The organism is Azotobacter tropicalis, assembly GCF_059739045.1.
Genome location: NZ_AP046059.1, coordinates 4,508,772 through 4,534,332 on the forward strand (window position 1 = coordinate 4,508,772; position 25,561 = coordinate 4,534,332).

Sequence of the window (25,561 nt, forward strand, 5' to 3'; positions counted from 1 at the left end):
TTGAAGATGAGGTTTATGGAGCGATTTCGCGCTTTCACTCCAACGGCGCCCCTGTAAACGACCGGCTCGGCCGTTGACAGGCGGGTTTATGGGGCGCTTTCGGTTGTCTATGCGTGGCGAATTTTTCAAAGAATGCCGCCACCAACCATTGGTTTCGAACAGTAGCGAACGATTGTTTTGTATTTTTTAAAAGCCGGTGTTGTTTACTGGAGCGTTTGAGTAGTCGGTATAGGCCCGGAGTTGCATTATGTCCTCATCGCTGAGGGTGCCTACCGATGCTTTCAGTTTCAGAGAAAAAATAATCGAATCATAAATTGTCTTGGCGCGCTCTCTGAGAGATGAAGATAGCTGCTCTTGCGCGTTGAGAACGTCCACGGCGGTTCGTACGCCAACACCATAGCCAAGCTTGCTGGCCCGCAAGGACTCTTGACTGGATGTAACTGCCGAATAGAGAGTCTCGATTTTTTTTGCGCCAACCACGGTGTTTATGAAGCCTTCCCGTGCCTTTTCGATGGATTCTTTCCTGACATCATCCAGCTTCTGATGCGAGGCAGCCTGTGTATGCTTCGCTTCTCGTACCTTGGACTGGACATAGCCACCTTCGAATATGGGTACTGTCAGCAACAACCCAACATAAGAGTCGTTTGTACGCTGTCCCGGGCCTGTCTCCTCAAAGCTGGACATAGTGCCGGACTGGTCGTCCAAGTTGGCGCTGGCAGTGAACTCCAATCGCGGGTAATGACCTGCTTTATTGTAGTCAAGCTCGGCCGAGGCGATCTCCGTCGAAAAATTCTGAATTTGCACCTCAAGGTTGGAGGTGGCGGCTTGGTCCAGCCAGGTTTTCAGGGTGGCTGGTTGTGGGGGTAGAAGCTTGATAGTGCTCCGCAGGGGTTGAATAAAATCCACCGGATCTCCAGTCAGGACCTCCAAGGCCTTGCGCTTCAGTTCAAGATCGATTTCAGCCTGCATGACTTTTACAGAAACCAGTTCATATCTGGACTCTGCGTCATAAACATCATTGGCAGTGACTGTGCCGATTTCGAAGCTTTTCTTCGCCTGATCCATGAATTCGAAAGTGGCCTTTTTCTGCGCTTCATAAGCCCTCAGACTGTCCTGAGCATAGAGAGCCTCAAAAAAGGCCTCGACTACTCGCAGTCGTAGTTCTTGCCGTGCAAGTTCCAACTCAATCTCCGCCTGCAGGGCTTCCCGTTTTCCCTTGCGGAAGAGCGCCATTTTTTCGGCGTCGAACAGAGGCTGTAGCAGTTTTACTTCATAATGCTCCTGATAATAGTCGGCAGAGCTTTCTGAGGCCTGCGAGTCGACTTTCTTTTTTTGGTAAACTTTTTCATACGATCCTCTAAGCTCGACTCGGGGAAGCAGGCCTGCGAACCCCTGGTCTTTCGCTTCGCGCTTGGATAAATATGTTTGAATGGCTTCTTGATACTTGGATTCCTTTTCCAAGGACTTTTGATAAACGTCATAAACATCCATTGCCATCCCAAGCTCGGGCATCCATGTCAAGCCAACTGCGAGCAGTCCTAGTAGATACCTGGCCACACATCCTCGCTCAATCGAAATATCCACAGGCAATTTTATTTTTCTCTGGGAGGGGCTTTGCTAGAGAGCAAATCCTGCTCTTCAGTTGGGTTGCAGTCAGTTTGGGCTCTGCCTGCAGGATTTTTGCGGCGAGGGCTGAAATCTTGGGTGCGGCAAAGCTTGTGCCGTGCAGCATTTTGCTGTTCCACATGAAGTCTCGCCCGAGCACGGGGTCGGCTTTGGCTGCAACATCAACATTGGTCCCGTAGTTGCTCTTGGTGGACACGTTGCCTGTTTCATTCACTGCTCCAACAATCAAAACATTGGGTAGCCTGAACGAGGCAGGGTAATGAGGTGTTGCATCAATATTTTTGCCCTCATTTCCGGCAGCTATTACGAATAAGATTTCTGGAGCGGTTTCGATCGCTCGGGATATTATCGTCCATGGCGCCTTGGCTCGGGGGTCGCTGCTCCCTATGGACATATTGACGATCTTGATGCCTTTGCTCCGCAAGTCCTGTATCAGTAGCTGGAATCTTCTAGGGTCAACTCCTGGGAAGCTATATGGCACAAGGCTTATCGTTTCCTTGCCATTTTCCAGTAAGACGCTTGCCACTGATGTGCCATGGCGCAAAGGATCAAACGGCCCTCTCTTGATTGGGTCCACATCATATGGACGATCATCCATTTCCCTGAAGTCATATCCCAGGATATTGCCTTGAGCGTCTCTTGCCAGCGCTCGAGTAATCTCTGGAAGGAGATAGTTTACACCGGAATCTACAAGAGCGACTTTGACGCCAGAATGGCTCGCAGAGTCGGGTACTGGTGGGTTTAGCTCTTCGCGATAGCCTGTCCTGTTGAGTCCTCTTCCTAACCAGTGGATTCTTTCGGCCTTGCCAAAAGCATCATATTCGATCTCACGACCTTCCATTGCCAGACAGTTGTTATCGAACTTGGCAGATACCGCTGCTCTAACTCCCCTTTCCGTTTTTGTATAGAGCTCGTATAGTCGGGCACCCGAGCGGATATCTCGCTCGTACATTCTGATCAGATCGCCATTTCCCTGCTGGAGGCTTACATAGCCAATCGAGTGTCCTCCTCCCAAGCGAAGTACGCCTTTAGAAAGCTCCTCTCCGAGCGGTTCCGATTGCATGCATTTGGCCGATACTGACTTCAGGAAATGTGCGTGCCCATTTTCTGCAGCCACTGCCACTGCTGTAGTTAAATAGGTAGTCATTAACAGGAGGCTGGTACGGCACATAGCTTTTTGACCGGTCATGGCTCTCGCATTCCCTCGTTCACGACACGCATGACCGGAAACAGCAAGTATTCAACCAGTCGGCGCTGGCCAACCTTGATATCTGCCTCCACGCTCATGCCGGGCATTAGGCGAAATGCTTCAGGCAGGTTTTTCAGTGCATTGTCGGTAATTTCTATTCGAGCAAGATAGAATTGCTCGGTCTCAGTCGATACACTGGACACATTGCTCTCGATATCCTTGTTGTTGCCTTTGCTGGACTCTGAGTCCTTGTCAAACGAGTCATAAGTTATCGAGTCAAGCCGGCCATGCAGAAAGCCATGCTTTTGAAAGGGGGCACTGTCCAGCTTTATATCGACCGGCATGCCGGATGAGATAAAGGAAATGTCTGTGGCTGCAACGCGCACATCCACAAGGCTGGGAGTTTTGGCAGGAATCAGCTTCATTAGTACGTCAGTTGGGCTGACCATTGTGCCAACGGCTGTATCCGACATCTCCACAACTATGGCATCTTCGGGGGCAACAAGCACGACCGACGAATTTTCAAAGCTCGCCTTGGCTGCTTCTTGTCGGGCTTCGCGCAAGTTTCTTTCTGCCTGAATACGGCTATCCATTTTCTTGACACGCCATTCTTCTGCGTATCCTTCTCTCTCGGCTATAATCTTCTTCAGCTCATAGCGTGTTTTCATCAATTCTCCGCTGGTTTCGGAGTGCTGTGTTTGTGCTTTGATCCGGTCTTGAGACGCCTTGTGCCAATTGAGACGGGAGCCGTAGTTCTCTTTATTGACCAGATCGTCCCACATTTTTTCTATGTTGGAGGCGATTTCCAGTTGCTCTTTAAGCATCGGTAGTCGAGAGGAGAGTTCCACGACCTTTTCACGCAGACCGGCTTCTTGCTCACGATATTTTTCTACCTTGTACTTGAACTCGCGCAGTTCTGCAGCAAGCATGTCGGCATGCGGGCTGTTGCTTTTAGACACTTCTGCGGGTGGATTTTCACCCTTCAAGACAGCATCCAGGCGTCTAATTTCCTCCTGGTAGCTGTCGACTTTCTCCAAAAACTTATTGAGTTCCGATTCAGAGACGGTTGGGTCTAAGGTTAATACCGCAGCACCTTTTGCCACTCGATCGCCAACACTGACATGAATCTGTTTTATCAGGGATTTTGTCGAAGTGCGAAGCACTATTCTCGGCTCTTGCAGAACTGTTTTCCCGCGTCCGGAAATGACTCGGTCAACCTCGATCATTGAGACAAAGAGTATTCCGCCGAGGACAAGGGCGCCAAAGGTATAGAGCAGAAATGATCTTGGATTTTTCTCAACCATGCTGATGTGGCTGTCGCTCGCCTGCTTGTCCATATTTAATGCCGCCCCCATAAGGCACGATAGGCAACATTGTCAATTGTTAGGCGTTCATGTTTTCCAGAGGCAATCACTCTGCCGTCATCGAGGAAGTAAACAATATCTGCCTGGTTTGCAACAAATTCTCGGTGAGTAAGAAAGATAGTTGTCCTTCCACGTCTGGCATTAATGATATTGGAAACGAGCATATGCTCCGTTGAAGGATCAAGATCGCCAGTTACCTCATCAAGTATCAGGAGCGCAGGGTCTCGAACAAGCGCTCTTGCCAATGCCAATCGGCTTTTTTGGCCGGATGACAGACTTGCACCATCATCGCCGATAATCGTATCGTATCCTCGCGGAAGCGCTTGAATGGCATCATGAATACAGGCCATGCGGGCAGCATTCTGGATGCGGTCAAGCGTGATCTTCTTATCCCAGGATGCGATATTGGCTTGAACGCTTCCTCTGAATAGGCCTGTTTCGTGCGTTACGATTCCTATTTGCTGACGCATATACTCAAGGTTCAGTTCGCGCAGGTCGCTGCCGTCCATGCAGATCAAGCCAACTTGTGGTGAGTTCAGGCCCAGCATGAGATTCGTCAGGGTTGTTTTTCCTGCTCCTGACTTTCCTACTACTGCAATGGTCTCGCCTCTCGGAAATTTCGCATCAATCATCAGTTGGAATCTGGAGTCGCGGCCATAGCGGAAAAATACTTTTTTGAACTCCAGTGCGCCTGTGATTTTCTTTCTCAGCTTTTCCTGGTTGTTCATCGGAGCAACTGGAACATTGCGGGAAATGTCTTGCCAACGTTTTTGTATGTTCTTGAGTTCCTGCAGATCCCGCAGGAACATGGGGAGTTTGGCTAGAGGGCCAGTAAGGCGGCGCATCAGGATATTGCACGCAACCAAGGCTCCCACCGTCAGGCTCGACTGCATAACCATTGCTGCTCCGACGGCGAGCATCAGGACGTTTCCCGATCGTTCGATGAAGGCGGTTCCTGAGCGAACGAATGCTTCACTGTCATCCTTTGCCTGGCGAGCGTTTTCTGCGCACGTAATGCTTTCACAGTACTCTGTGGTCCTGTTTCCCATGAGGCCAAGCATTTTTATGGCATGAAGATGCGTCAGGCTCTCGATGAGAAGGGACTCTTTTCTTTCTAGGTGGTCCTGACTTTCTTTGCCTTTTTTATCGACTTTTTCGCCGCAATAAAAAGCGAACCCAATCTGGAGCAGGCACGTTGCTATGGCAACACATGTCAAAATCCAGTTTATCCACAGTAATACTGCAAGAAATATAAAGGCGAATATATATTCAACCGAAGCAATGGATATATGGCGAAGCAGCCTTACTAATTTTTCGGATTGCCTATTGTCATGTATCCATGCTCCGATGGAGCGACTTTCATATATCTCGGAGGGAATCGCTGTGGTATGACTAAATGTCGCGGCAGATGCATCTCTGCCGACGAACTTCGTCATCCTGTTCATGAAAACTGTTCTGATGTACTCAAAGGTGCCTTCAAAGGCGATCAGAAATATCGCGCCAACTACTAGTGCAGTTAAGGTAGACCAGGCACGGTATGAGACCACCTTGTCAAGAATCAGCATGAAGAAGAATGGACTTGCCAGCGATAGCAGGCTGACCATAAAGCCGGAAAATAATACGGGACTCAGTAAGTGCTGATATTCCCGAAACGCCCTTGCGAGATCGCTAAACGTATGTGTGGAGTGTTTGGCATTATTTTCTATCGATTGCGCTTCGTGTAGCAGAATCCCAAGGCCTGTCCATTGTGACATGAATTGGTTTTTTGTTACATTTATACTCCCGTCTCTTGCCAGTGGATCAAAAAGATCGACGTGAGCAATTTCTCCGTTTTCATATTCGAAGCCAAGTGGGACTACCCAGTTGCCATTTGCCAGTTGGGCAAGAGCCTTTTCGCCTGAGCTGATGAGTTCGGAAAGTTTTCCGAGCTCCATGTTGTCGAGGGATGCACTCAGTCCATCGGCAGAAAAAGATTGCACACTATCCACTGCTATTACTGCAGAGGACAAATCATTAACCAACTGTTTATCAAAGCCTTTGGTAGGGAAAATAAAGGCCAAACAGTCTTGCAAAGATTTATTGTCTGTCAACCCTTGAGTTCCTGCGTAAAAAAAGGGGGCCCTGGCCCCCAGAAAATTTCAGGTCAATCAGTTGAAGTTTGGAGAACCCAGTTGCTTGGCATCCCGGGTTTTCAGAACTCCGTCCTTGAGCAGTTTGTCAATCAAGCCCTGCAGGGAGGGCATGCTGTTTGCAAAGCCTTCAATCGGAATGTTCAGGGAAAGCGTTTGTGTCAGTTCTGGCTTGGCATCCTTCGAGGCCTTGCGTTGAACGCCAAATACAATCCTGACGACACCTGCTCCGACTGAAACTTCACTTACAGCATCAACAAAAAGATGTTCCATCGATTTATCCTTCATGTCTGAAATAACCAGCGATTAAGTACTCCAGCACAATCCGATCGGTCATGCTGGATTATTTATTTAGTAGACAGCTTCGATGGTCACTCATGGAGCTGCATCCATGAGTGACCTGCTGCCGTGTAGTAATTTTCTATTTATGCGTTGGAAACATCCGCCTCATAGTATCCATAACCAAAGTCGTCAAAGTCGGTATAGCTAGAGTTGTAGCCGTAGCCATACTCGTTGCCCAGGCCGGACCAGGACTCGCCATAGACGCTGCTCAGGTACTGGCCGGACTCGCTGTCATAGTAGTTGTAGACGCTGACATACTCGTCATAGCTGGAATAGCCATATTCGGCATAACCGTCATAGACGGCGTCGATGTAGTAGTAGCCGTAGTTGCCGGTCTCGTTGTAGGTGTACCAGTACTGGCCGGCGTAGTAGGTGCCGGTGTCGTCGAAGCCGTAGCCCGAGTAGCTGTCGCCGTTGCCGTAGACGTAGGTGAAGTAGAACAGCTGGTCGCCGGCGGTGCTGGCGACGTCGGCCTCGTAGTAGCCGTAGCCGAAGTAGTCGTAGCTGCTGTAGCTGGAGTTGTAGCCGTAGCCGTACTCGCTGCCCAGGCCGGACCAGGATTCGGCGTAGGTGCTGCTCAGGTACTGGCCGGACTCGCTGTCGTAGTAGCTGTAGACCGAGACGTACTCGTCGTAGTACGAGCTGCCGTAACCGTCGTAGACGGCATCGATGTAGTAGTAGCCGTAGTTGCCGGTCTCGTTGTAGGTGTACCAGTACTGGCCGGCGTAGTAGGTGCCGGTGTCGTCGTAGCCGTAGCCCGAGTAGCTGTCGCCGTTGCCGTAGACGTAGGTGAAGTAGAACAGCTGGTCGCCGGCGGTGCTGGCGACGTCGGCCTCGTAGTAGCCGTAGCCGAAGTAGTCGTAGCTGCTGTAGCTGGAGTTGTAGCCGTAGCCGTACTCGCTGCCCAGGCCGGACCAGGATTCGGCGTAGGTGCTGCTCAGGTACTGGCCGGACTCGCTGTCGTAGTAGCTGTAGACCGAGACGTACTCGTCGTAGTACGAGCTGCCGTAACCGTCGTAGACGGCATCGATGTAGTAGTAGCCGTAGTTGCCGGTCTCGTTGTAGCTGTACCAGTACTGGCCGGCGTAGTAGGTGCCGGTGTCGTCGTAGCCGTAGCCCGAGTAGCTGTCGCCGTTGCCGTAGACATAGGTGAAGTAGAACAGCTGGCTGCCGGCGGTGCTGGCGACGTCGGCCTCGTAGTAGCCGTAGCCGAAGTAGTCGTAGCTGCTGTAGCTGGAGTTGTAGCCGTAGCCGTACTCGCTGCCCAGGCCGGACCAGGATTCGGCGTAGGTGCTGCTCAGGTACTGGCCGGACTCGCTGTCGTAGTAGCTGTAGACCGAGACGTACTCGTCGTAGTACGAGCTGCCGTAACCGTCGTAGACGGCATCGATGTAGTAGTAGCCGTAGTTGCCGGTCTCGTTGTAGCTGTACCAGTACTGGCCGGCATAGTAGGTGCCGGTGTCGTCGTAGCCGTAGCCCGAGTAGCTGTCGCCGTTGCCGTAGACATAGGTGAAGTAGAACAGCTGGCTGCCGGCGGTGCTGGCGACGTCGGCCTCGTAGTAGCCGTAGCCGAAGTAGTCGTAGCTGCTGTAGCTGGAGTTGTAGCCGTAGCCGTACTCGCTGCCCAGGCCGGACCAGGATTCGGCGTAGGTGCTGCTCAGGTACTGGCCGGACTCGCTGTCGTAGTAGCTGTAGACCGAGACGTACTCGTCGTAGTACGAGCTGCCGTAACCGTCGTAGACGGCATCGATGTAGTAGTAGCCGTAGTTGCCGGTCTCGTTGTAGCTGTACCAGTACTGGCCGGCGTAGTAGGTGCCGGTGTCGTCGTAGCCGTAGCCCGAGTAGCTGTCGCCGTTGCCGTAGACATAGGTGAAGTAGAACAGCTGGCTGCCGGCGGTGCTGGCGACGTCGGCCTCGTAGTAGCCGTAGCCGAAGTAGTCGTAGCTGCTGTAGCTGGAGTTGTAGCCGTAGCCGTACTCGCTGCCCAGGCCGGACCAGGATTCGGCGTAGGTGCTGCTCAGGTACTGGCCGGACTCGCTGTCGTAGTAGCTGTAGACCGAGACGTACTCGTCGTAGTACGAGCTGCCGTAACCGTCGTAGACGGCATCGATGTAGTAGTAGCCGTAGTTGCCGGTCTCGTTGTAGCTGTACCAGTACTGGCCGGCGTAGTAGGTGCCGGTGTCGTCGTAGCCGTAGCCCGAGTAGCTGTCGCCGTTGCCGTAGACATAGGTGAAGTAGAACAGCTGGCTGCCGGCGGTGCTGGCGACGTCGGCCTCGTAGTAGCCGTAGCCGAAGTAGTCGTAGCTGCTGTAGCTGGAGTTGTAGCCGTAGCCGTACTCGCTGCCCAGGCCGGACCAGGATTCGGCGTAGGTGCTGCTCAGGTACTGGCCGGACTCGCTGTCGTAGTAGCTGTAGACCGAGACGTACTCGTCGTAGTACGAGCTGCCGTAACCGTCGTAGACGGCATCGATGTAGTAGTAGCCGTAGTTGCCGGTCTCGTTGTAGCTGTACCAGTACTGGCCGGCGTAGTAGGTGCCGGTGTCGTCGTAGCCGTAGCCCGAGTAGCTGTCGCCGTTGCCGTAGACATAGGTGAAGTAGAACAGCTGGCTGCCGGCGGTGCTGGCGACGTCGGCCTCGTAGTAGCCGTAGCCGAAGTAGTCGTAGCTGCTGTAGCTGGAGTTGTAGCCGTAGCCGTACTCGCTGCCCAGGCCGGACCAGGATTCGGCGTAGGTGCTGCTCAGGTACTGGCCGGACTCGCTGTCGTAGTAGCTGTAGACCGAGACGTACTCGTCGTAGTACGAGCTGCCGTAACCGTCGTAGACGGCATCGATGTAGTAGTAGCCGTAGTTGCCGGTCTCGTTGTAGCTGTACCAGTACTGGCCGGCGTAGTAGGTGCCGGTGTCGTCGTAGCCGTAGCCCGAGTAGCTGTCGCCGTTGCCGTAGACATAGGTGAAGTAGAACAGCTGGCTGCCGGCGGTGCTGGCGACGTCGGCCTCGTAGTAGCCGTAGCCGAAGTAGTCGTAGCTGCTGTAGCTGGAGTTGTAGCCGTAGCCGTACTCGCTGCCCAGGCCGGACCAGGATTCGGCGTAGGTGCTGCTCAGGTACTGGCCGGACTCGCTGTCGTAGTAGCTGTAGACCGAGACGTACTCGTCGTAGTACGAGCTGCCGTAACCGTCGTAGACGGCATCGATGTAGTAGTAGCCGTAGTTGCCGGTCTCGTTGTAGCTGTACCAGTACTGGCCGGCGTAGTAGGTGCCGGTGTCGTCGTAGCCGTAGCCCGAGTAGCTGTCGCCGTTGCCGTAGACGTAGGTGAAGTAGAACAGCTGGTCGCCGGCGGTGCTGGCGACGTCGGCCTCGTAGTAGCCGTAGCCGAAGTAGTCGTAGCTGCTGTAGCTGGAGTTGTAGCCGTAGCCGTACTCGCTGCCCAGGCCGGACCAGGATTCGGCGTAGGTGCTGCTCAGGTACTGGCCGGACTCGCTGTCGTAGTAGCTGTAGACCGAGACGTACTCATCGTAGTACGAGCTGCCGTAACCGTCGTAGACGGCATCGATGTAGTAGTAGCCGTAGTTGCCGGTCTCGTTGTAGCTGTACCAGTACTGGCCGGCGTAGTAGGTGCCGGTGTCGTCGTAGCCGTAGCCGAGTAGCTGTCGCCGTTGCCGTAGACGTAGGTGAAGTAGAACAGCTGGCTGCCGGCGGTGCTGGCGACGTCGGCCTCGTAGTAGCCGTAGCCGAAGTAGTCGTAGCTGCTGTAGCTGGAGTTGTAGCCGTAGCCGTACTCGCTGCCCAGGCCGGACCAGGATTCGGCGTAGGTGCTGCTCAGGTACTGGCCGGACTCGCTGTCGTAGTAGCTGTAGACCGAGACGTACTCGTCGTAGTACGAGCTGCCGTAACCGTCGTAGACGGCATCGATGTAGTAGTAGCCGTAGTTGCCGGTCTCGTTGTAGCTGTACCAGTACTGGCCGGCGTAGTAGGTGCCGGTGTCGTCGTAGCCGTAGCCCGAGTAGCTGTCGCCGTTGCCGTAGACGTAGGTGAAGTAGAACAGCTGGCTGCCGGCGGTGCTGGCGACGTCGGCCTCGTAGTAGCCGTAGCCGAAGTAGTCGTAGCTGCTGTAGCTGGAGTTGTAGCCGTAGCCGTACTCGCTGCCCAGGCCGGACCAGGATTCGGCGTAGGTGCTGCTCAGGTACTGGCCGGACTCGCTGTCGTAGTAGCTGTAGACCGAGACGTACTCGTCGTAGTACGAGCTGCCGTAACCGTCGTAGACGGCATCGATGTAGTAGTAGCCGTAGTTGCCGGTCTCGTTGTAGCTGTACCAGTACTGGCCGGCATAGTAGGTGCCGGTGTCGTCGTAGCCGTAGCCCGAGTAGCTGTCGCCGTTGCCGTAGACATAGGTGAAGTAGAACAGCTGGCTGCCGGCGGTGCTGGCGACGTCGGCCTCGTAGTAGCCGTAGCCGAAGTAGTCATATCCGCCGGTCAAGCCATAGACATAACCGTTTTCGTATCCCAGTCCGTAATAACTATAGGCGTCGACTGCATATGAGGTCTGGCCGGATTCACTGTCATAATAATTGTAAACGCGGACAAGACCTGTCAAAGAGTCATCAAAGCCAGCATAGACATTGGTTACGTAATAGTAGCCGTAGTTGCCGGTTTCGTTGTAGCTATACCAATATTCACCGTTATAATATTCATTGGTATTGGAAAAGCCATAGCCGGAATAGCTATCGCCGTTTTCGTAATAATAGGTAAAATAATACAAGTCACTCATTGGTACTACCTTTTATGTTACTTACGTCAATGTAAACCGACTTAATAGGGTCGGCGCCTACCTATCCTCTGGGGCGTAAACAAGCAAAATTCTGAAAAGCTTTTCCTCCATCAGGAAAAGTGCTGGAGGGATCGAATAGCTTTTTTTGCTCGCGCAGATGGGGCAGCGAGCATGGCTGTTCAGAATCGAAGGCGTTTACGCATAAATTTTTTAAATATGTTTATTATTTATCGAGTAGCCTCATGGTGTCAATATGATACCATTTCTGATGAGAGACTATTGCATTGCGTCTTGGTTTCTGCATTTCGTTGAGGCTGGAGTGATATGTGGATTTCATCACGTTTTTTGGCTTGCTTCTGCACTCTGTTAGCAAGGCGTGGTGATAGTAGGTCTCACGCAATAGCTGATTGGCTTCTGCGATAAAGGGCTTTTGACTTTAAGTAGCTCTAAGCAAGATGGAGTAAAGGGAATAAACTTATTCTTTTAATTTTTTTAGGTTCCGTTGACGTAAGCCCATCGTTGAAACTGCGGCTCTTGCCATGACTGACAGAAGCCGCCTGAGCAATACCGACGGGTCCCGTATCCAAAGCCTGCTGGGCACCACGAAGGGCATTCGGCTGACTAGCCCCCTCGGCTGTCGCCGCTTTGTCGAGGCGGTGCTCTGGATACTACCGGCGCTCAATGGCGGATGCTGCCTCGTTGCTTCGGCTCATGGAGCAGTGTTTTCAAACGTTCTGCCCATGGGTGTCGACTCGGCGTCTGGGACCGGCTTCACCCGGTATTGATCCGGAACGCCGACCTTCAGCACATCTGTATCGACAGTTCCATCGTTCGCGCCCAAGCCTGTGCAGCTGGGACGGCCAACAGCAGCCGCCCAGGAAGCGCTGGGGCGTTCACGAGAGGGCTTTGGTAGCAAGATCCATGTGCTGACCGATGCGTTGGGGTTGCCGATTCGTTTTATCCTGACGTCGGGCCAGGCGGCCGATATCACCCAGGCAATCTCTCTCATGGCGGGATCGCTACGTCGGCAGTGCTGGCGGACAAGGGCTATGGCGCCAACCGACTTCTCGCATGGCTAGAGGAGCACCAGATCCAGGCCGTCATTCCAGCCAAGCGCAACCGCATCGCTCAACATCCCTGTGATTGACATCTCTACAAGGAGCGGCACGTGATCGAGTGCCTGTTCGGCAAGTTGAAGTACTACCGTCGGATTGCTACGCGTCATGAGAAGAAGGTCAGCCATTTCAAGGGAATGCTGGCCTTTGCGGCTGCTCTGCTGTGGTTACGCTGATACGTCAACAGATGGTAGGCAGACGGAGGGGAACTTCTCGGGTCAGCGGTCACCGAAAAAAAGACTTGTGCCTTTTTCTCTCTGATTGCCTTGCTCGGAGGACGCCACGCAATGAATTGGACGGAGCTGAATTGGCAGGACCTGGACTGGCAAGCAATGCTGAACGAAAACCTCTGGACGAGTCTCGCCCTGCTGCTGGCCGTGACCCTGGCCAGCTACTGGCTGCTGCGCGGCATTCTCGGCATCGTCAGCCGCCGGATGCGGGCGCTGGCGGCGCACGGGCAGTTCTACGGCTTCATCGCGGAAATGCTCGCGCATACCAGCCGGCTGCTGGTCTTCGCCTTCTCGCTGCTCATTGGTCTGAAGGTGGTGGAGCTGTCGCCGCGCTGGGAGGACATGCTGTCCCACGGCTGGTTCATCGCCCTGGCCTTCCAGCTGGCGCTGTGGCTCGACACCGGCATCCGCCTGTGGATGAGCAGCCTGGCCCGCAACGGCAGGGCGCGCAATCCGGTGACCACGGCGATCATCGGCATCCTCTTCCGTAGCCTGATCTGGGCGATGATGCTGCTGTCGATCCTTGCCAATCTCGGGGTGAACATCACTGCCATGGTCGCCAGCCTGGGGATCGGCGGCATCGCCATCGCCCTGGCGGTGCAGACGGTGCTCAGCGATGTCCTCGCCTCGCTGTCGATCGGCATGGACAAGCCCTTCGAGATCGGCGATTTCGTGGTGTTCGGCGAGGTGGCCGGGACCATCGAGCAGATCGGCATGAAGACCACCCGCATCCGTAGCCTGAGCGGCGAACAGATCGTCTGCGCCAACTCCGACATGCTGACCAAGACCCTGCACAACTACAAGCGCATGGACACCCGGCGGATCGTGTTCAAGTTCGGCATCGCCTACAACACGCCGGTGGAGAGGGTGCGCGAGGTCGCGGCGCTGGTCCGGCGGATCATCCAGGGGATCGAGGGTACCCGTTTCGACCGGGCGCATTTTCTGGCCTTCGATGAAAGCCAGCTGACCTTCGAGGTGGTCTACATCGTGCTCAGCGCGGACTACAACCGCTACATGGACATCCAGCAGGAGATCAACCTGGGGCTGCTGCAGGGCCTGCGCGAGCTGCAGGTGCAGTTCGCCTTTCCACGCGCAGCATCGAGCTCATTGGCGGCGTCCTGCCGCAGGTCACCGTCAGCGGCCTGCCCTCGGGCAAGCCTGCCGCCAACAACGGTGTCGTCCAGAGGGACGGCAGAGGGCAGCAGCAATGAGGCCGTAGAAGAGGGCCGGCCCGTGGCGTCCTGGCGGAGCCACGGGACAGGCCCGGTGGAGGCTTACTCCTGGACGTTCATGAACTCGCGCGCCCAGATGCGATATTCATCCAGGGTCGAGTACTTGGTGCACAGCTCCTTGGCGCTCAGGTCGGAGGGGCCGACGCCGCGCTGTTCGCGCAGGCAGTCGTAGGTGGCCTTGATCGCGGCGAAGTAGGCGGCATGCCCGTTCACCACGATGCGCACGCCGTTCTCGGCCAGACGCGCCATGTCGCGCAGTTTCGGATTGCCGTAGGTGATCAGCATCAGCGGGGTGTCCGGCAGGTGCCGGGTGATGGCTTCCAGATGCTCGAAGTCCTTGATGCCGATCATGCAGATGCCGTCCGCGCCGGCGGCCTGGTAGGCCTTGGCGCGCTCGATGGTCTCCTCGACGGTGAGCTGCTCGGCGTTGGTGCGGGCGATGATGCTCAGCTGCGGGTCGATGCGCGCCTCCAGGGCGGCGCGGATCTTGCCAACGGCCTCGTCCAGCGGGATCAGGTCGGTGGTCTTGTGCCCGTACTTGGGCGGCAGCAGGGTGTCCTCCAGGGTCAGCGCGGCGACGCCGGCGCGTTCCAGTTCGGCCACGGTGCGCATGGCGTTGATCGCGTTGCCGTAGCCGTGATCGGCGTCGGCGATGATCGGCAGGCTGGCCACGCGGCCGATGCGGGTGGCCTGCTCGACGAACTCGCTGAGGGTGATCAGCGCATAGTCGGGGGCGGCGAGCACCTGCAGGGCGGCGACCGAGCCGCCGAGAATGCCGACCTCGAACTTCAGGTCGCCGGCGATGCGCGCCGACATCGGATCGAACACCGAGGCGGCATCGTAGCAGGCCCTGGATTCCAGCAACGCTCGAAATTGGCGTCTTAAATCATGCTGGGAAGCAATGGTCATAGAAAAAAACTCCTGAAAGGCGGTATGGGGTAGTCGTTTTTTTTCTGAATGGCTCCGGTCTCCCCCTGGCGATCAGCCGGGGTGCCTGGCCTTTTTGGTTTTTAATGTCGCAGCGGATGCGCAAGGGACCACGCGGATTACTGCTTCCGATGGCCTGGGACGCGCCGTGCCGTAGCCGGCGTGCCTAATTGTTGTTCTGCTGCCAGGCGGATTTGCTCCGCTCAGGCAGGCCCGCCCCGATCCCTTCAGTACGTCGCCGAAGGACCGGGGGTTTGACTAAAGTACAGCTTGTTTCGCCTTAAGACGAGCCTTTTTGGCTACTTTGCTAGCCATTCGCCTGCAGCCTTTCCGGCGATGGGAGCGTCTTATCCCAGCTTGCCGCGGCGCAGCCGGGGGCTCTCCAGCTCGCCGGCCTCGACGGGCACGGGGGCCTGGCGCAGCTCGGCCGGACGGACGAAGCGGGTCGCTGCCGAGTCGTCGGCATTGTGCTGGAGGATGGCGCGGGGCCGGCCCAGGGCATCGAGCAGCACCTGGCCGATGCCGGCGCCGTTCCACAGGCGCTCGCCGCGCCGGCCGCGGTGGGGAATGCGCGGCATCACCTCCATCCGGCGCCGCTTGGTCAGCCAGTTGAGCGGCGACCAGGGCGCGTAGAGCCAGCGGTTGAGGCGGTCGAAGCAGGTCAGCAGGCCGGCGGGGAACTGGTTCTTGATGCCGCTGCTGGTGATCTGCCAGATGCGCGGTCCGCCGGCGCGATGGCGGATCTGCACGTCGTAGGCGAAGGAATAGTGCACGTCGCCGGAAAGGATCACATAGTTACCGGGGGTGCGCGAGTGGCGGAAGATGTTGAGGATCACCTGCGCCGCACCGCGGTGGGCCATCCAGTTCTCCGCATCGACCAGCAGCGGGTGGCCGGCCAAGGTGAACAGGCGCTGCACGGCCTCGATCAGCTTGACGCCGAAAACCGGCGCCGGCGAAACGATCACCGCGGCCTGCTCGTCGAGCAGCTCCTGCTGCAGCTCGCAGAGGGCTTCCCAGTCCATCAGCCCGGAGGGCCGGCTCAGGTGGCTCTCGCTGCGCCAGCGGCGGGTGCGGGTGTCGAGCACGATCAGGGTGGGTGTGGTCGGCAACTGGTAATGCCAGTTCTGGAATTTCAGCAGCTCGTCGATCAGCCCGTCCTGGACCCCGCCGTCGAGGCAGCCGTCGGGGTCCGCGGTCAGCGCCTCGATCTTTTGCAGGATCTCGCGAAAGACATCCGGATTGTTGCCCCAGCCCTGGCACAGGGCATAGGCGACCAGCGCGTTGCCGATGATGCGCCGGGAAAAGGGATGGCCGTAGGCAGTTTCCTCCCAGCGCGCGGACAGGTTCCAGTCGTCGGTGACGTCGTGGTCGTCGAAGATCATCAGGCACGGCAGATGGGCCAGAGCACGGGCGGCCTGCGGCAGCTGGGTGCGGAAGGCGTCGAGGGCTTCCTGTTCGCCGGCGTAACGCTCGGCGAGGCCGGCGTCCAGTGCCGGCGGTTCGGGGCGGATCAGCGTCCAGGGTACCGGCGACCAGGCCAGCAGGTACATCGCCAGCACTTCGGCGAGGGTGACCAGGTGGTTGTGGGCGTTGGCGGTGGTGAAGACCGGCTTTTCCACGCCGCCGAAGAAACGCTCGCGCAAGGCCTCGGTGGACTTGAAGGCGGGCAGCAGGCCTTCGCGCCGGTAATAGGTCAGCGGATGGACGTAGAGCTCGTCGCTGTCGGCGACCAGCGCGCCCTCGAGCCGTTCGCCGTAGAGGCCGAGGCGACGGATCAGCGCATGGATGGCCACCAGCATGGGGCCGGCGACGTCGTCCGCGTAGATCTGGTCGCCGCTCAGCATCAAGAGCGCCGGGCGTGCCTGCGGCCGCTCGCGCAGGCCGGCGAGCAGGCTGTCGACTTTGGCCAGGCCGTCCTCGCAGGGAAAATGCGGCTTGCGGCAGGAGCCGTGCAGCAGGTTGTCGAGACGCGACTTGAGCACGAAGTCCGGCCGCTGCGCGCCCTCGTGCAAGAGGTGCGGCGCCCAGTCGGCGATGCCGCGCTGCCGGCCGTTCTCCTCCAGCAGCAGGTCGTATTCGATCGGGATGTCCATGGGCAGCGGCCGGGCCAGCGGCACGTCGATCAGGTGCAGCCAGGCGTGGGTGCCGACGCGCAGGTGGTTGCAGTGCGCCGTGTCGAGTGCGATGAGGCGCTGCTGCGGGCCCTGCGATCCGGTGAAGATCAGTTGCAGCGACAGCTGCAGCGGCCGCGAACCGACCAGCCAGAGGATCAGGCGCTCCGGGCTCAGCCGGCGCAGCAGCGGACCGGCGATGACCGGAGGCAGGGGGGATGTGTCGGGCGGGAGGTCTGTCGGCATGTCTGGCGTGTCGATCCGTGCAGCATGGGGCGCTCCCTCGCTCCCGTGCGTGTGGTTCATGGTCGGTGCTGCGCTCGGCGCAGATGGCGAAGCCAGGCATTATGGCACCCACGGGGCCTTTGACGGCAGACCCTTGCTGGGGCCTAATGCGCTCCCGCCGCCGGAGTCTTTTCGCCATGTCCCATGCTTCTGCCGCCAGCCTCCGCCCCAGCGTCCTGCACCTGCCGCGCGGCGACTGGCGCACCGTGCTGGACTGCCTGTGCGCGCACTTTCCGGCGATCGGCCGCGAGGTCTGGCTGGAGCGCATGAATCGTGGCCGGGTGCTGGACGGCGAGGGCAACGTCCTGGGCCCCGAACATCCCTACCGCGAGGCGCTGCGCGTGCATTATTTCCGCGAGGTGGCGGCGGAAACGCCGATTCCCTTCGCCGAGGAGGTGCTGCATGTGGACGAGCACCTGCTGGTGGCGGACAAGCCGCACTTCCTGCCGGTCGCTCCGGTCGGCGAGTACGTCGAGCAGACCCTGCTGGCGCGCCTGGTGCGTCGCCTCGGCAACCCCGACCTGGTGCCGCTGCACCGCATCGACCGGCTTACCGCCGGTCTGGTGCTGTTTTCCTGCAACCCGGCGAGTCGCGGGCGCTACCAGGCGCTGTTCCGCGAGCGGCGGATCCGCAAGGTCTATTCGGCCATCGCCCCGGCCTTGCCCGGGCTGAGCTTCCCGCTGCTGCGCCAAACCCGGCTGGTCAAGGGCGAGCCGTTCTTCCTGATGCGCGAGGCCGAGGGCGAGCCGAACAGCGAAACCCGCGTCGAGCTCGGCGAGCGTGCGGGAGACTTGTGGCGCTACGTGCTGCATCCGGTCACCGGCAAGACCCACCAGCTGCGCGTGCACATGGCCGCGCTGGGCGCGGGGATCTGCAACGATCCGCTCTATCCGCACCTGCTCGAGCGTTCCCGGCGGGAGATCGACGACCATGCGCGGCCACTGCAGCTGCTGGCGCAGAGCCTGAGCTTCGTCGATCCCCTGTGCGGGCAGGAGCGGCGCTTCGACAGCCATCTTGCGCTGAGCTTCGAGGCCTGCCGCTGAGTCCGCCCGCAGGGCCGCTCAGCCGGCCTTGATCGGGATGGTCTTCTCGGCGCGCAGCGCTTTGGCCTTCTTCGGCAGGCTCAGGGTCAGCACGCCCTTGTCGAAGCGTGCCTCGATGCGCTCGGCATCGACTTCCGTGGGCAGGACGAAGCTGCGCTGGAAGGCGCCGTAGTGGCGCTCGGCGATGTAGACGCCCTTCTTCCTGTCTTCGTGCTCCTCCTTCTTCTGCCCCCTGATGCTCAGGCAGCCGCTGGACAGCTTGATCTCGATGTCCTTCTCGTCCATGCCGGGCAGTTCGGCGGAAATCTCGTAGGCCTCGCCCCCGTCGTGGATGTCCACCGCCGGCATGCCCTGGCCGAACGGCTCCTGCGGCCACGACGGCTCGCTCTCGAACAGGCCGCGGCCGAAGGGGCTGCGCTGGGCCTTGCGGCCGAAATCGGAGAACAGGTGATCGACCTGCCGGCGCAGGCGATCCAGCGGGTGCCAGTGTTCCAGAAAATGCCTGCCGCCCTGCGCGTGGCCCAAGTGTTCCTGTTTGTCGCTGCCGATCATTGCCAATCCCTCCTGAATGACGAGTATCCGCAATGGATAGGCCAAAGCTTAGGCCAGTCCCCGGGGCGCGCTCGCCGCCTGCGACGCGCAGCCCCTGTCGCGCCGCTACAGGTGCGGCTTCATGACGCCGATCAGCAGGCTGATGCTGAAGAAGGACATCAGCGTGGCGAACAGCAGGGCGGCGGCGCAACGGCCCTCGACGCCGAAGCGCTGGCCGAAGATCGGGTAGATGCTCAGCATGGGCGAGCTGGCGAACATCACCCCGGCCACCATCAGCACCGGGTCCACGTCCGGCAGCAGCGAGAAGAGCAGGAACACCGCCAGCGGATGAAGGATCAGCTTGCCCACGGCGATCATCCGCAGCTCGGCGAACAGCCCGTTCAGCTTCAGGCCGTAGAGCGAGCCGCCGATCACGAACAGCGCCACCGGCGCCGAGGCCGCGGCGAGCATTTCCACCACCTTGCCCGGAATCGCCGGCAGGCGTGCCTCCAGCAGGGACAGCAGCAGGCCGGTCAGCATGGCGAGGATCAGCGGCGTCCGGGCCAGGCGCCTGGCCGTCTCGCCCAGCACCTTGGCGGTGGAGCCCTGCTGCCGGCCGGCCTCGGCGAGGATCAGGCTGAGCGGGACGATCAGCAGGTTCTCCACCAGCATGTTCAGCGCCAGGCCGATGGCTGCCGCCGGGCCGAGCAGCATGGCGACGATGGGGTAGCCGACGAAGCCGCTGTTGGACACGGCCATGCCCAGCGCGGTGATGGCGCTGCTGGTCAGGGGCTCGCGGCGCACCCTGAGGGCAAACAGCAGGCCGAGCAGGTAGACCGTCAGGGAGCCCAGGGTGTAGGCCAGCATGTATTGCCAGTTCATCACCTCCTGGAAGGCGTTGTTCGACAACGCCTTGAGCACCAGCGCCGGCAGGGCGAAGGTGATGACGAAGCTGCCCAGGCCACGGATCTGTTCGCGGCTGATCACAGCGAAGCGGACGGCGAAGAAGCCCAGTCCGATCAGGATGAAGATGGGCATGGTGATGGAGAGGATCTGCAGCACGGCGGACTACCTTGGTGGGAGGGGCCAGGGGAAAGCGGGGGAGGCGCTCGCAGAGTGTACGGGCCGGTTCAAGCCGTTGCGTCAAGGGAAGCGCTCTTAGCGTGCGTTTAGCGAACGCTTATGGAGGGCTGGCCATGGGCTCCTCCGATATTTTGCAGTTGACAGACATCTTATCTCATAAGAGGCTGCCCGTGGCCGGCACGCGATGCCGGTCTGACAGCCGGGCGCCATGCCTCGCTTCCCTATAACCCGGGCTGCCGTGCACCGTCGCCTATGAAGAAATGGCAGCCTTTCTGGAGTAGTCGTCCTATGCCCATCGTCCATGTGCACCTCATCGAAGGCCCCAGCCGCGAGCAAAAGGAATCCATGATCCGCGAAGTCAGCCAGGCCATCTCCCGCTCGCTGGCCTCGCCCATGGAGCGGATCCGGGTGATCATCCACGAGATTCCCAAGACCGACTTCGGCATCGCCGGCGAGCCGGCCAGCAAGCTCAGGCCCTGAGGGGAGCCCGCAGCGTGCAGTCAGGCCGGGGAGGCCGGCGCGTCTTCCCGGCATCGCGGCGCACCGGCTGTGCAGGGCTATAGTTTCGGATTGCCGAAAAGGCCTTTGGTCCGAGGAGCTCTCATGAAAGCGATGACCTACGACCGCTATGGCGATCCCGACCTGTTGCAGCTGACCGAGCGACCCATGCCCAAGGTCGCGCCGGGCGAGGTGCTGATCCGCGTGCGCAGCGCGGCGGTGAATCCGGTGGACTGGAAGATCATGGCCGGCCATCTCGACGGCATCATGGAAACCTTCTTCCCGGTCACCCCTGGCTGGGACGTCGCCGGCGTCGTCGAGTCGATCGGTCTCGACACCCCCGAGTTCAAGCCGGGCGACGAGGTGATGGCCTACGCCCGCAAGCATTTCGTCCATCACGGCAGCTTCGCCGAATTCATCAGCGTGCCGGCCGCGTCCGTGGCCCACAAGCCCGCGACGCTGGACTGGGATCAGGCCGCGGGCATCCCGCTCGCCGGGCTCACCGCCTACCAGCTGCTGAGGCGCCTCGGCGTCGGCCAGGGCGACAGCCTGCTCATTCACGCGGCCGCCGGTGGCGTGGGCGTGCAGGGCGCGCAGATCGCCCGCAACCTGGGCGCCCGGGTGATCGGCACGGCCTCACCGGGCAATCACGACTTCCTCCGTTCCCTCGGCATCGAGCCGGTGGCCTATGGCGACGGCCTGGTCGAGCGCGTGCGCGCGCTGGCGCCGGAGGGGGTCGACGCGGTGGCCGACTTCGTCGGCGGCGTGCGCGAGCAGACCCTGGCCGTCCTGCGCCAGGGCAGCAAGCGGCACGGCTCGATCATCGACGACTCGGTGCGGGAGGCCGGCGGCCTCTACGTCTGGGTGCGCCCCAGCGGGCAGGACCTGCAGGTACTGGCGGATATGGCCGCCGGCGGCCGTCTGGAGATCCCCGTGGCCCGGGTGTTTCCCCTGGAGCAGGCGGCCGATGCCCTGCGGCTCAACCAGACCGGACACGTGCGCGGCAAGGTGATCGTCCGGGTCAGTCGCTGACCCCGATCCCGGCCGCGCTCAGAATAGATCCGTGCCCTAGAGCTCCCGGGACTCGCCGTCGCTGAAGGTCCGCACGACGAACTCTCCCGGAGCGGCACGCCGGCTGCCCAGCTCATGCAGGGCTTGCGCCATGTCCGCACGGCCGCTTTCCCAGCGCTCGGTCAGCACCGGCCGGGAGAAGTCGAACGCCCGCAGTTCGGTGTCGTGGGGCACGCTGGTATGGCTGAGCAGCAGCAGCGTGGTGGCACCGCCGAGCTTTTCGCCCTCCGCCAGGGCCGGCGCCAGGGCGGGGTCGGTACGCAGCTCGGCCGGCAGCCGCTCGCCGAGCAGGCGCAGCTGGCGGCGCAGCGCGTGGACCTGGCTCAGGTTCTTCAGCGCTTTCCACGTCTGGGAGGAGAGCAGCAGTTCGAGCTGCCGGTCGACGGCCTGTCCGACGGTATGCACCCCGTCGTTCTGCCGGCGCAGCAGATCCAGCGCGATGCACAAGCGGTCCTCCGCGACATGCTCCTGCAGCGCAGCCTCCAGGGGCAGGTTCGAGGACATGGCGCCGTCGACCAGCAGGCGGCCAGCGATCTCGACCGGCGGAAAGAAGGGCAGGAAGCCGCAGCTCGCCAGCAGGTGGTCGACCCCGATCGGCCCCTCGGTGGTGTCGAAGCGCACCTCTTCGCCGCTGTGGGCATCCACGGTGACGACGATCATCCGGGTCTCGCCGCTGTTCAGCCGGCCGAAGTCGACGGCCTTTTTCAGGTGCTCGCGCAAGGGGCCGAGGTCGTAGAGGCTTTTGTCCGTGGGCATGCCCGGCAGCATCGACAGGGCGCCCGGAAAGCGGGGATGGTAGATACCCGCGCTGCCGAGGAGGGCGCATTGCATGATGCGCGCCCGGCCGCTGTCCAGCGTCGTCGACCAGTAGGCCGGCCCCAGGACCCAGGCGGCCATGTCCTGCGAAACCAGCGCCCAGAAGCGACGCAGGCTGTCCACGCGCTTTTCCGGCGGATTGCCGGCGATGAGCGCGGCGTTGATCGCGCCGGTGGAAACGGCGACGAACTGTCCGGGATACAGGCCGCGTTCATGCAGCGTCTCGTAGGCGCCGGCCTCGTAGGCGCCGAGCGCGTTGCCTCCGGCCAGGATGAGCGTGATCCGATCGGTCATGGTGAGCTCCTTGGGGCGGTCCCCGGCCCCGGACCGGGGCTGACGGAAGGGGAAGGGAAGATCGCTATCGGCGTGTCTCGCTGCCGCGGCCGGCCCGGCGGCGCCAGAGCAGGAGGCCGAGCGGCACGCCGACCAGGGCCAAGGCCAGCAGCGACGGCACGCCGCCGTTGTTCGGCCCCGTGCGCCAGCCGCCACGCACGGTATGCCCGTCGTACATCGGCTCGAACAGGGTGCCGCTGGTCTCCTTGCCCGGCTCGTTGGCGAGAAAGCCATGCGGGGAGACCCGGGCGCTGAGCCGCGTCGTCAGCCGGGGCGCGAGGCGTTGCAGCAGGGCGGCCGCGCGGCCGGCCCCGCCGACGACGACCTCGGCGCGCGGCTGTCGAACCAGCTCCACGACCGTGCGGGCGACCTTCTCCGGCGTGTAGACCGGCGGCGCGGCGCGCACCCGGTGATGGCTGAAGTTGGCCGCGTGCGCGAAGAAGGGCGTGTCGATGACCGCGGGCAGGACGGTGCAGACGTGGATGCCCGGCTGGTCCCACATCTCCTGGCGCAGCGCCTCGGCGAAACCGCGCACGGCGAACTTGCTGGTGGCGTAGGCGGTGGAGTCCGGCTGGGCGAGGAGCCCGGCGATGGAGGCGTTGTTGATCAGGATGCCGTGGCCCTGGGCGCGGAACTGGCGTATCGCCGCCCTGGCGCCGTACATGTAGCCGAAGACGTTGGTCTCGATCACCCGGCGCCAGACCTCCGAGGGGATGTCCTCCAGCCGGCCGAACACGCCCACGCCGGCGTTGTTGAACCACACGTCGATGCGGCCGAAGCGGGCGATGGCCTGGCGTGCCAGCTTTTCGACGTCCTCCTCGCAGGTCACGTCGGTATCCAGGGCGAAGGCGCTGCCGCCCAGCTCCCGGCACTTGCGCGCCACCTCCTCGAGCATCTCCGTGCGCCGGGCGGCGAGCAGGAGTTTGGCACCGCGTTCGGCGAAGGCGTAGGCGGTGGCGCGGCCGATGCCGCTCGAGGCGCCGGTGATGACGACGACTGTCCCGCTGGAGATCGGATGCATGGCGTTCCCTCGGCTTGAGCGCTTGGCTGGTTACGGCCCCCGCTTGCTGAGAGAGAGCGATTCCGCGAGAAGTTCAAAGGCGTGCGGGATCGGCTGACGGCCTGTCGGTCGCAGAGGGGCCTCAGAGGATCGGCCTGAGCAGGGCCTGGGCCTCGTACAGGGCGGGCAGGTAGCGCTCGCGCATCTCCTCCGGGCTCATCCGCGCGGCGTGGGTGGTCAGCGTCAGGCTGGCCTTCAGCTGTCCCTCGCGGTCGCGCAGCGGCACGCCCAGCACGCGCATGCCCACCTCGTACTCTTGGTCCACCAGCGCATGGCCGAGTTCGCCGATCCGGGCGAGCTCGGTCCTGATCGCCTCCGCCGAGGTTCGGGTGTAGGGCGTCAGGGCGCGCAGCTCGACCCGTGCGAAGTAGGCGTCCAGCGCCTCGGCGTCCAGCGCGGCCAGCCACAGCCGGCCGCTCGCCGTGCAGTACATCGGCACCCGCGAGCCGGGGCGGATCGACAGCGAGGCGACGTGGCTGTAGCGGCTGCGCACGATGTGCACGATGTCGTCGCTGTCGCGCACGCCCACCGAGACATGCTCCTGGGTGTTGCGCGCCACCTGCTCGACGATCGGCCGCAGCATGCGCGGCAGCTGCGCCGAATCCACGTAGGCCTGGCCGATGCGCAGAGCCTTGGCGGTCAGCCAGTAGTGGCGTCCGTCGGTCTCGGCGAAGCCGTCGTGGACCAGGGTCAGCAGAAAGCGCCGCACCGCGCTCGGCGTCAGTCCGGAAAGACTGGCCGCCTGTGGCACGCTGAGGCGCGGATGACGCTCGGAAAACAACTGCATCAGGGCCAGGCCCTTCTGCAGGCCGACGATCAGATCGCGGGAATGGATGGCAGGCTGTTTCATGGGAGACGGAAGGTATTTTGCCGATTCAGTGCGATTATCGCAGTGTGATGGCGATTAACAACTGAAACGACGAACAGGAACCTTGTTCCGGAAATTGCGGCTGGCGCAGGATGGCTGCCACAACAAATCCAAGAACTGGAGGCCCGCATGATTCGTGGTTCCACCGCCCTGGTCGGCATCGTCGGTTCGCCGATCGCCCAGGTCAAATCCCCGGAAAACTTCAACGCCTGGTTCGCCGGGCATGGACAGGACCTGGCGATGCTGCCCATCGACCTGCAGGAAGAATCCCTGGAGGCTTTCCTCGCCACCCTGCGCGGCTGGCGGAACCTGCGCGGCTGCGTGGTCACCGTGCCCTACAAGCAACTGCTCGCCACCCGCCTGGACGCAGTCAGCGAGCGTTCGGCGGCGCTGCGTTCGGTCAACGTGATCCGCCGCGAGGCCGACGGCCGCCTGGTCGGCGATATCGTCGACGGCGAGGGCTTTCTCAACGCGGCGCGCCGGCACCGCTTCGAGCCGCGCGGCAAGCGCGCCCTGGTGGTCGGCTCCGGCGGGGTCGGCAGCGCCATCGCCTATTCGCTGTGCCAGGGCGGGGTGAGCCGGCTGGCCATCGCCGACCTCAGCGCCGAGCGCGTCGGGAGCCTCTGCGCGCTGCTGCGCCAGGCTTTCCCGGCCATCGCCATCGGCGGCGACTACGCTTCGCTTGCCGACTTCGACCTGGTGGTCAACGCCTCCCCGGTGGGCATGGGCGACAGCGGCGAGCTGCCGTTGCCGCAAAGCCTGCTGGAAAGCCTGCCGAAGCACTGCCTGGTCGCCGATGTGGTGACCTCGCCGGAGATCACCCCGCTGCTCGCGCTTGCCCGGCGCATGGGCTGCACGGTGCAGAGCGGCCCGGAAATGGCCCGCGCCCAGCTCGGCAACCTCGGCCACTTCATGGGCGTCACGCCCCTGGATATCTGACAGG

19 protein-coding genes and 1 pseudogene are annotated in these 25,561 nt (G+C 60.5%); 8 read left to right on the top strand and 12 right to left on the bottom strand.

What is annotated here, in order from left to right; all coding sequences use genetic code 11:
• Window positions 1-186: 186 nt before the first annotated feature.
• The 5 genes from Atro_RS21395 to Atro_RS21415 all read right to left on the bottom strand — a co-directional run bounded on the left by Atro_RS21395 (window position 187) and on the right by Atro_RS21415 (window position 6,581).
• The gene (locus Atro_RS21395) at window positions 187-1,497 is read right to left on the bottom strand and encodes a TolC family outer membrane protein (protein WP_497925633.1); all 1,311 of its coding nucleotides are present in this window, start codon (window positions 1,495-1,497) and stop codon (window positions 187-189) included.
• A gap of 70 nt (window positions 1,498-1,567) precedes the next feature.
• Window positions 1,568-2,815 carry a S8 family peptidase gene (locus Atro_RS21400; protein WP_497925634.1) on the bottom strand — a complete coding sequence of 416 codons (1,248 nt, stop codon included), beginning with the start codon at window positions 2,813-2,815 and terminating at the stop codon, window positions 1,568-1,570.
• Window positions 2,812-4,152 carry an HlyD family type I secretion periplasmic adaptor subunit gene (locus tag Atro_RS21405; RefSeq protein WP_497925636.1) on the bottom strand — a complete coding sequence of 447 codons (1,341 nt, stop codon included), beginning with the start codon at window positions 4,150-4,152 and terminating at the stop codon, window positions 2,812-2,814. The genes Atro_RS21400 and Atro_RS21405 overlap by 4 nt, the downstream gene beginning before the upstream one ends.
• A gap of 2 nt (window positions 4,153-4,154) precedes the next feature.
• A complete protein-coding gene (locus tag Atro_RS21410; RefSeq protein WP_497925637.1) occupies window positions 4,155-6,269 on the bottom strand; it encodes a peptidase domain-containing ABC transporter in 2,115 nt (704 codons plus the stop codon).
• Between the two features lie 57 nt (window positions 6,270-6,326).
• A complete protein-coding gene (locus Atro_RS21415) occupies window positions 6,327-6,581 on the bottom strand; it encodes a hypothetical protein (protein ID WP_089167784.1) in 255 nt (84 codons plus the stop codon).
• Window positions 6,582-6,703: 122 nt separating this feature from the next.
• On the opposite strand from Atro_RS21415, the gene Atro_RS21420 reads away from it, so the two are divergent.
• From Atro_RS21420 to Atro_RS21435, 4 genes and pseudogenes are all read left to right on the top strand, one after another.
• Complete coding sequence (locus Atro_RS21420) at window positions 6,704-10,294, top strand: hypothetical protein (protein WP_497925639.1); 3,591 nt, start codon at window positions 6,704-6,706, stop codon at window positions 10,292-10,294.
• A 1,782-nt stretch (window positions 10,295-12,076) separates the two neighbouring features.
• Entirely contained in the window at window positions 12,077-12,328 is a 252-nt protein-coding gene (locus Atro_RS21425; RefSeq protein ID WP_497927726.1) for a transposase, read from the top strand.
• 255 nt (window positions 12,329-12,583) lie between these two features.
• The gene (locus Atro_RS21430) at window positions 12,584-12,706 is read left to right on the top strand and encodes a hypothetical protein (RefSeq protein WP_497925641.1); all 123 of its coding nucleotides are present in this window, start codon (window positions 12,584-12,586) and stop codon (window positions 12,704-12,706) included.
• Between the two features lie 141 nt (window positions 12,707-12,847).
• Window positions 12,848-13,971: pseudogene (locus Atro_RS21435) on the top strand (mechanosensitive ion channel family protein).
• A 63-nt stretch (window positions 13,972-14,034) separates the two neighbouring features.
• Here the strand turns inward: Atro_RS21435 and Atro_RS21440 are convergent.
• Both Atro_RS21440 and Atro_RS21445 read right to left on the bottom strand, forming a co-directional pair.
• Window positions 14,035-14,901, bottom strand: coding sequence for an isocitrate lyase/PEP mutase family protein (locus Atro_RS21440; protein ID WP_497925643.1), 867 nt, complete (start codon window positions 14,899-14,901; stop codon window positions 14,035-14,037).
• A 365-nt stretch (window positions 14,902-15,266) separates the two neighbouring features.
• Window positions 15,267-17,276, bottom strand: coding sequence for an alkaline phosphatase D family protein (locus Atro_RS21445; protein ID WP_497925644.1), 2,010 nt, complete (start codon window positions 17,274-17,276; stop codon window positions 15,267-15,269).
• Between the two features lie 176 nt (window positions 17,277-17,452).
• On the opposite strand from Atro_RS21445, the gene Atro_RS21450 reads away from it, so the two are divergent.
• Window positions 17,453-18,358 (top strand): pseudouridine synthase, encoded by a 906-nt coding sequence (locus tag Atro_RS21450; RefSeq protein WP_497925645.1) that lies wholly within the window; start codon window positions 17,453-17,455, stop codon window positions 18,356-18,358.
• An 18-nt stretch (window positions 18,359-18,376) separates the two neighbouring features.
• On the opposite strand, the gene Atro_RS21455 is transcribed toward Atro_RS21450, so the two are convergent.
• The gene (locus Atro_RS21455) at window positions 18,377-18,910 is read right to left on the bottom strand and encodes an Hsp20/alpha crystallin family protein (RefSeq protein WP_497925647.1); all 534 of its coding nucleotides are present in this window, start codon (window positions 18,908-18,910) and stop codon (window positions 18,377-18,379) included.
• 105 nt (window positions 18,911-19,015) lie between these two features.
• Window positions 19,016-19,951 carry an AEC family transporter gene (locus Atro_RS21460; protein WP_497925649.1) on the bottom strand — a complete coding sequence of 312 codons (936 nt, stop codon included), beginning with the start codon at window positions 19,949-19,951 and terminating at the stop codon, window positions 19,016-19,018.
• A 309-nt stretch (window positions 19,952-20,260) separates the two neighbouring features.
• Here Atro_RS21460 and thmT point away from each other — a divergent pair, with 309 nt between their 5' ends.
• Together thmT and Atro_RS21470 are read left to right on the top strand one after the other, a co-directional pair.
• Window positions 20,261-20,452: a 2-hydroxymuconate tautomerase gene (gene thmT / locus Atro_RS21465; RefSeq protein WP_497925650.1), complete on the top strand. Its 192-nt coding sequence runs from the start codon at window positions 20,261-20,263 to the stop codon at window positions 20,450-20,452.
• A 123-nt stretch (window positions 20,453-20,575) separates the two neighbouring features.
• Window positions 20,576-21,502 carry an NADP-dependent oxidoreductase gene (locus Atro_RS21470; RefSeq protein ID WP_497925652.1) on the top strand — a complete coding sequence of 309 codons (927 nt, stop codon included), beginning with the start codon at window positions 20,576-20,578 and terminating at the stop codon, window positions 21,500-21,502.
• 36 nt (window positions 21,503-21,538) lie between these two features.
• Here Atro_RS21470 and Atro_RS21475 read toward each other — a convergent pair whose 3' ends face one another.
• The 3 genes from Atro_RS21475 to Atro_RS21485 all read right to left on the bottom strand — a co-directional run bounded on the left by Atro_RS21475 (window position 21,539) and on the right by Atro_RS21485 (window position 24,600).
• Entirely contained in the window at window positions 21,539-22,651 is a 1,113-nt protein-coding gene (locus Atro_RS21475) for a patatin-like phospholipase family protein (protein ID WP_497925654.1), read from the bottom strand.
• Between the two features lie 64 nt (window positions 22,652-22,715).
• Window positions 22,716-23,711 carry an SDR family oxidoreductase gene (locus tag Atro_RS21480; protein ID WP_497925656.1) on the bottom strand — a complete coding sequence of 332 codons (996 nt, stop codon included), beginning with the start codon at window positions 23,709-23,711 and terminating at the stop codon, window positions 22,716-22,718.
• A gap of 121 nt (window positions 23,712-23,832) precedes the next feature.
• The gene (locus Atro_RS21485; protein WP_497925658.1) at window positions 23,833-24,600 is read right to left on the bottom strand and encodes an IclR family transcriptional regulator domain-containing protein; all 768 of its coding nucleotides are present in this window, start codon (window positions 24,598-24,600) and stop codon (window positions 23,833-23,835) included.
• Window positions 24,601-24,747: 147 nt separating this feature from the next.
• On the opposite strand from Atro_RS21485, the gene Atro_RS21490 reads away from it, so the two are divergent.
• The gene (locus Atro_RS21490; protein WP_497925660.1) at window positions 24,748-25,557 is read left to right on the top strand and encodes a shikimate dehydrogenase family protein; all 810 of its coding nucleotides are present in this window, start codon (window positions 24,748-24,750) and stop codon (window positions 25,555-25,557) included.
• Window positions 25,558-25,561 lie beyond the last annotated feature (4 nt).

Excerpts from the sequence above, each read along its gene's own strand:
- Atro_RS21395 (WP_497925633.1), bottom strand. The coding sequence starts at position 1,497 with ATGGCAATGGATGTTTATGACGTTTATCAAAAGTCCTTGGAAAAGGAA.
- Atro_RS21400 (WP_497925634.1), bottom strand. The coding sequence starts at position 2,815 with ATGACCGGTCAAAAAGCTATGTGCCGTACCAGCCTCCTGTTAATGACT.
- Atro_RS21405 (WP_497925636.1), bottom strand. The coding sequence starts at position 4,152 with ATGGACAAGCAGGCGAGCGACAGCCACATCAGCATGGTTGAGAAAAAT.
- Atro_RS21415 (WP_089167784.1), bottom strand. The coding sequence starts at position 6,581 with ATGGAACATCTTTTTGTTGATGCTGTAAGTGAAGTTTCAGTCGGAGCA.
- Atro_RS21440 (WP_497925643.1), bottom strand. The coding sequence starts at position 14,901 with ATGACCATTGCTTCCCAGCATGATTTAAGACGCCAATTTCGAGCGTTG.
- Atro_RS21445 (WP_497925644.1), bottom strand. The coding sequence starts at position 17,276 with ATGCCGACAGACCTCCCGCCCGACACATCCCCCCTGCCTCCGGTCATC.
- Atro_RS21450 (WP_497925645.1), top strand. The coding sequence starts at position 17,453 with ATGTCCCATGCTTCTGCCGCCAGCCTCCGCCCCAGCGTCCTGCACCTG.
- Atro_RS21455 (WP_497925647.1), bottom strand. The coding sequence starts at position 18,910 with ATGATCGGCAGCGACAAACAGGAACACTTGGGCCACGCGCAGGGCGGC.
- thmT (WP_497925650.1), top strand. The coding sequence starts at position 20,261 with ATGCCCATCGTCCATGTGCACCTCATCGAAGGCCCCAGCCGCGAGCAA.
- Atro_RS21470 (WP_497925652.1), top strand. The coding sequence starts at position 20,576 with ATGAAAGCGATGACCTACGACCGCTATGGCGATCCCGACCTGTTGCAG.
- Atro_RS21475 (WP_497925654.1), bottom strand. The coding sequence starts at position 22,651 with ATGACCGATCGGATCACGCTCATCCTGGCCGGAGGCAACGCGCTCGGC.
- Atro_RS21480 (WP_497925656.1), bottom strand. The coding sequence starts at position 23,711 with ATGCATCCGATCTCCAGCGGGACAGTCGTCGTCATCACCGGCGCCTCG.
- Atro_RS21485 (WP_497925658.1), bottom strand. The coding sequence starts at position 24,600 with ATGAAACAGCCTGCCATCCATTCCCGCGATCTGATCGTCGGCCTGCAG.
- Atro_RS21490 (WP_497925660.1), top strand. The coding sequence starts at position 24,748 with ATGATTCGTGGTTCCACCGCCCTGGTCGGCATCGTCGGTTCGCCGATC.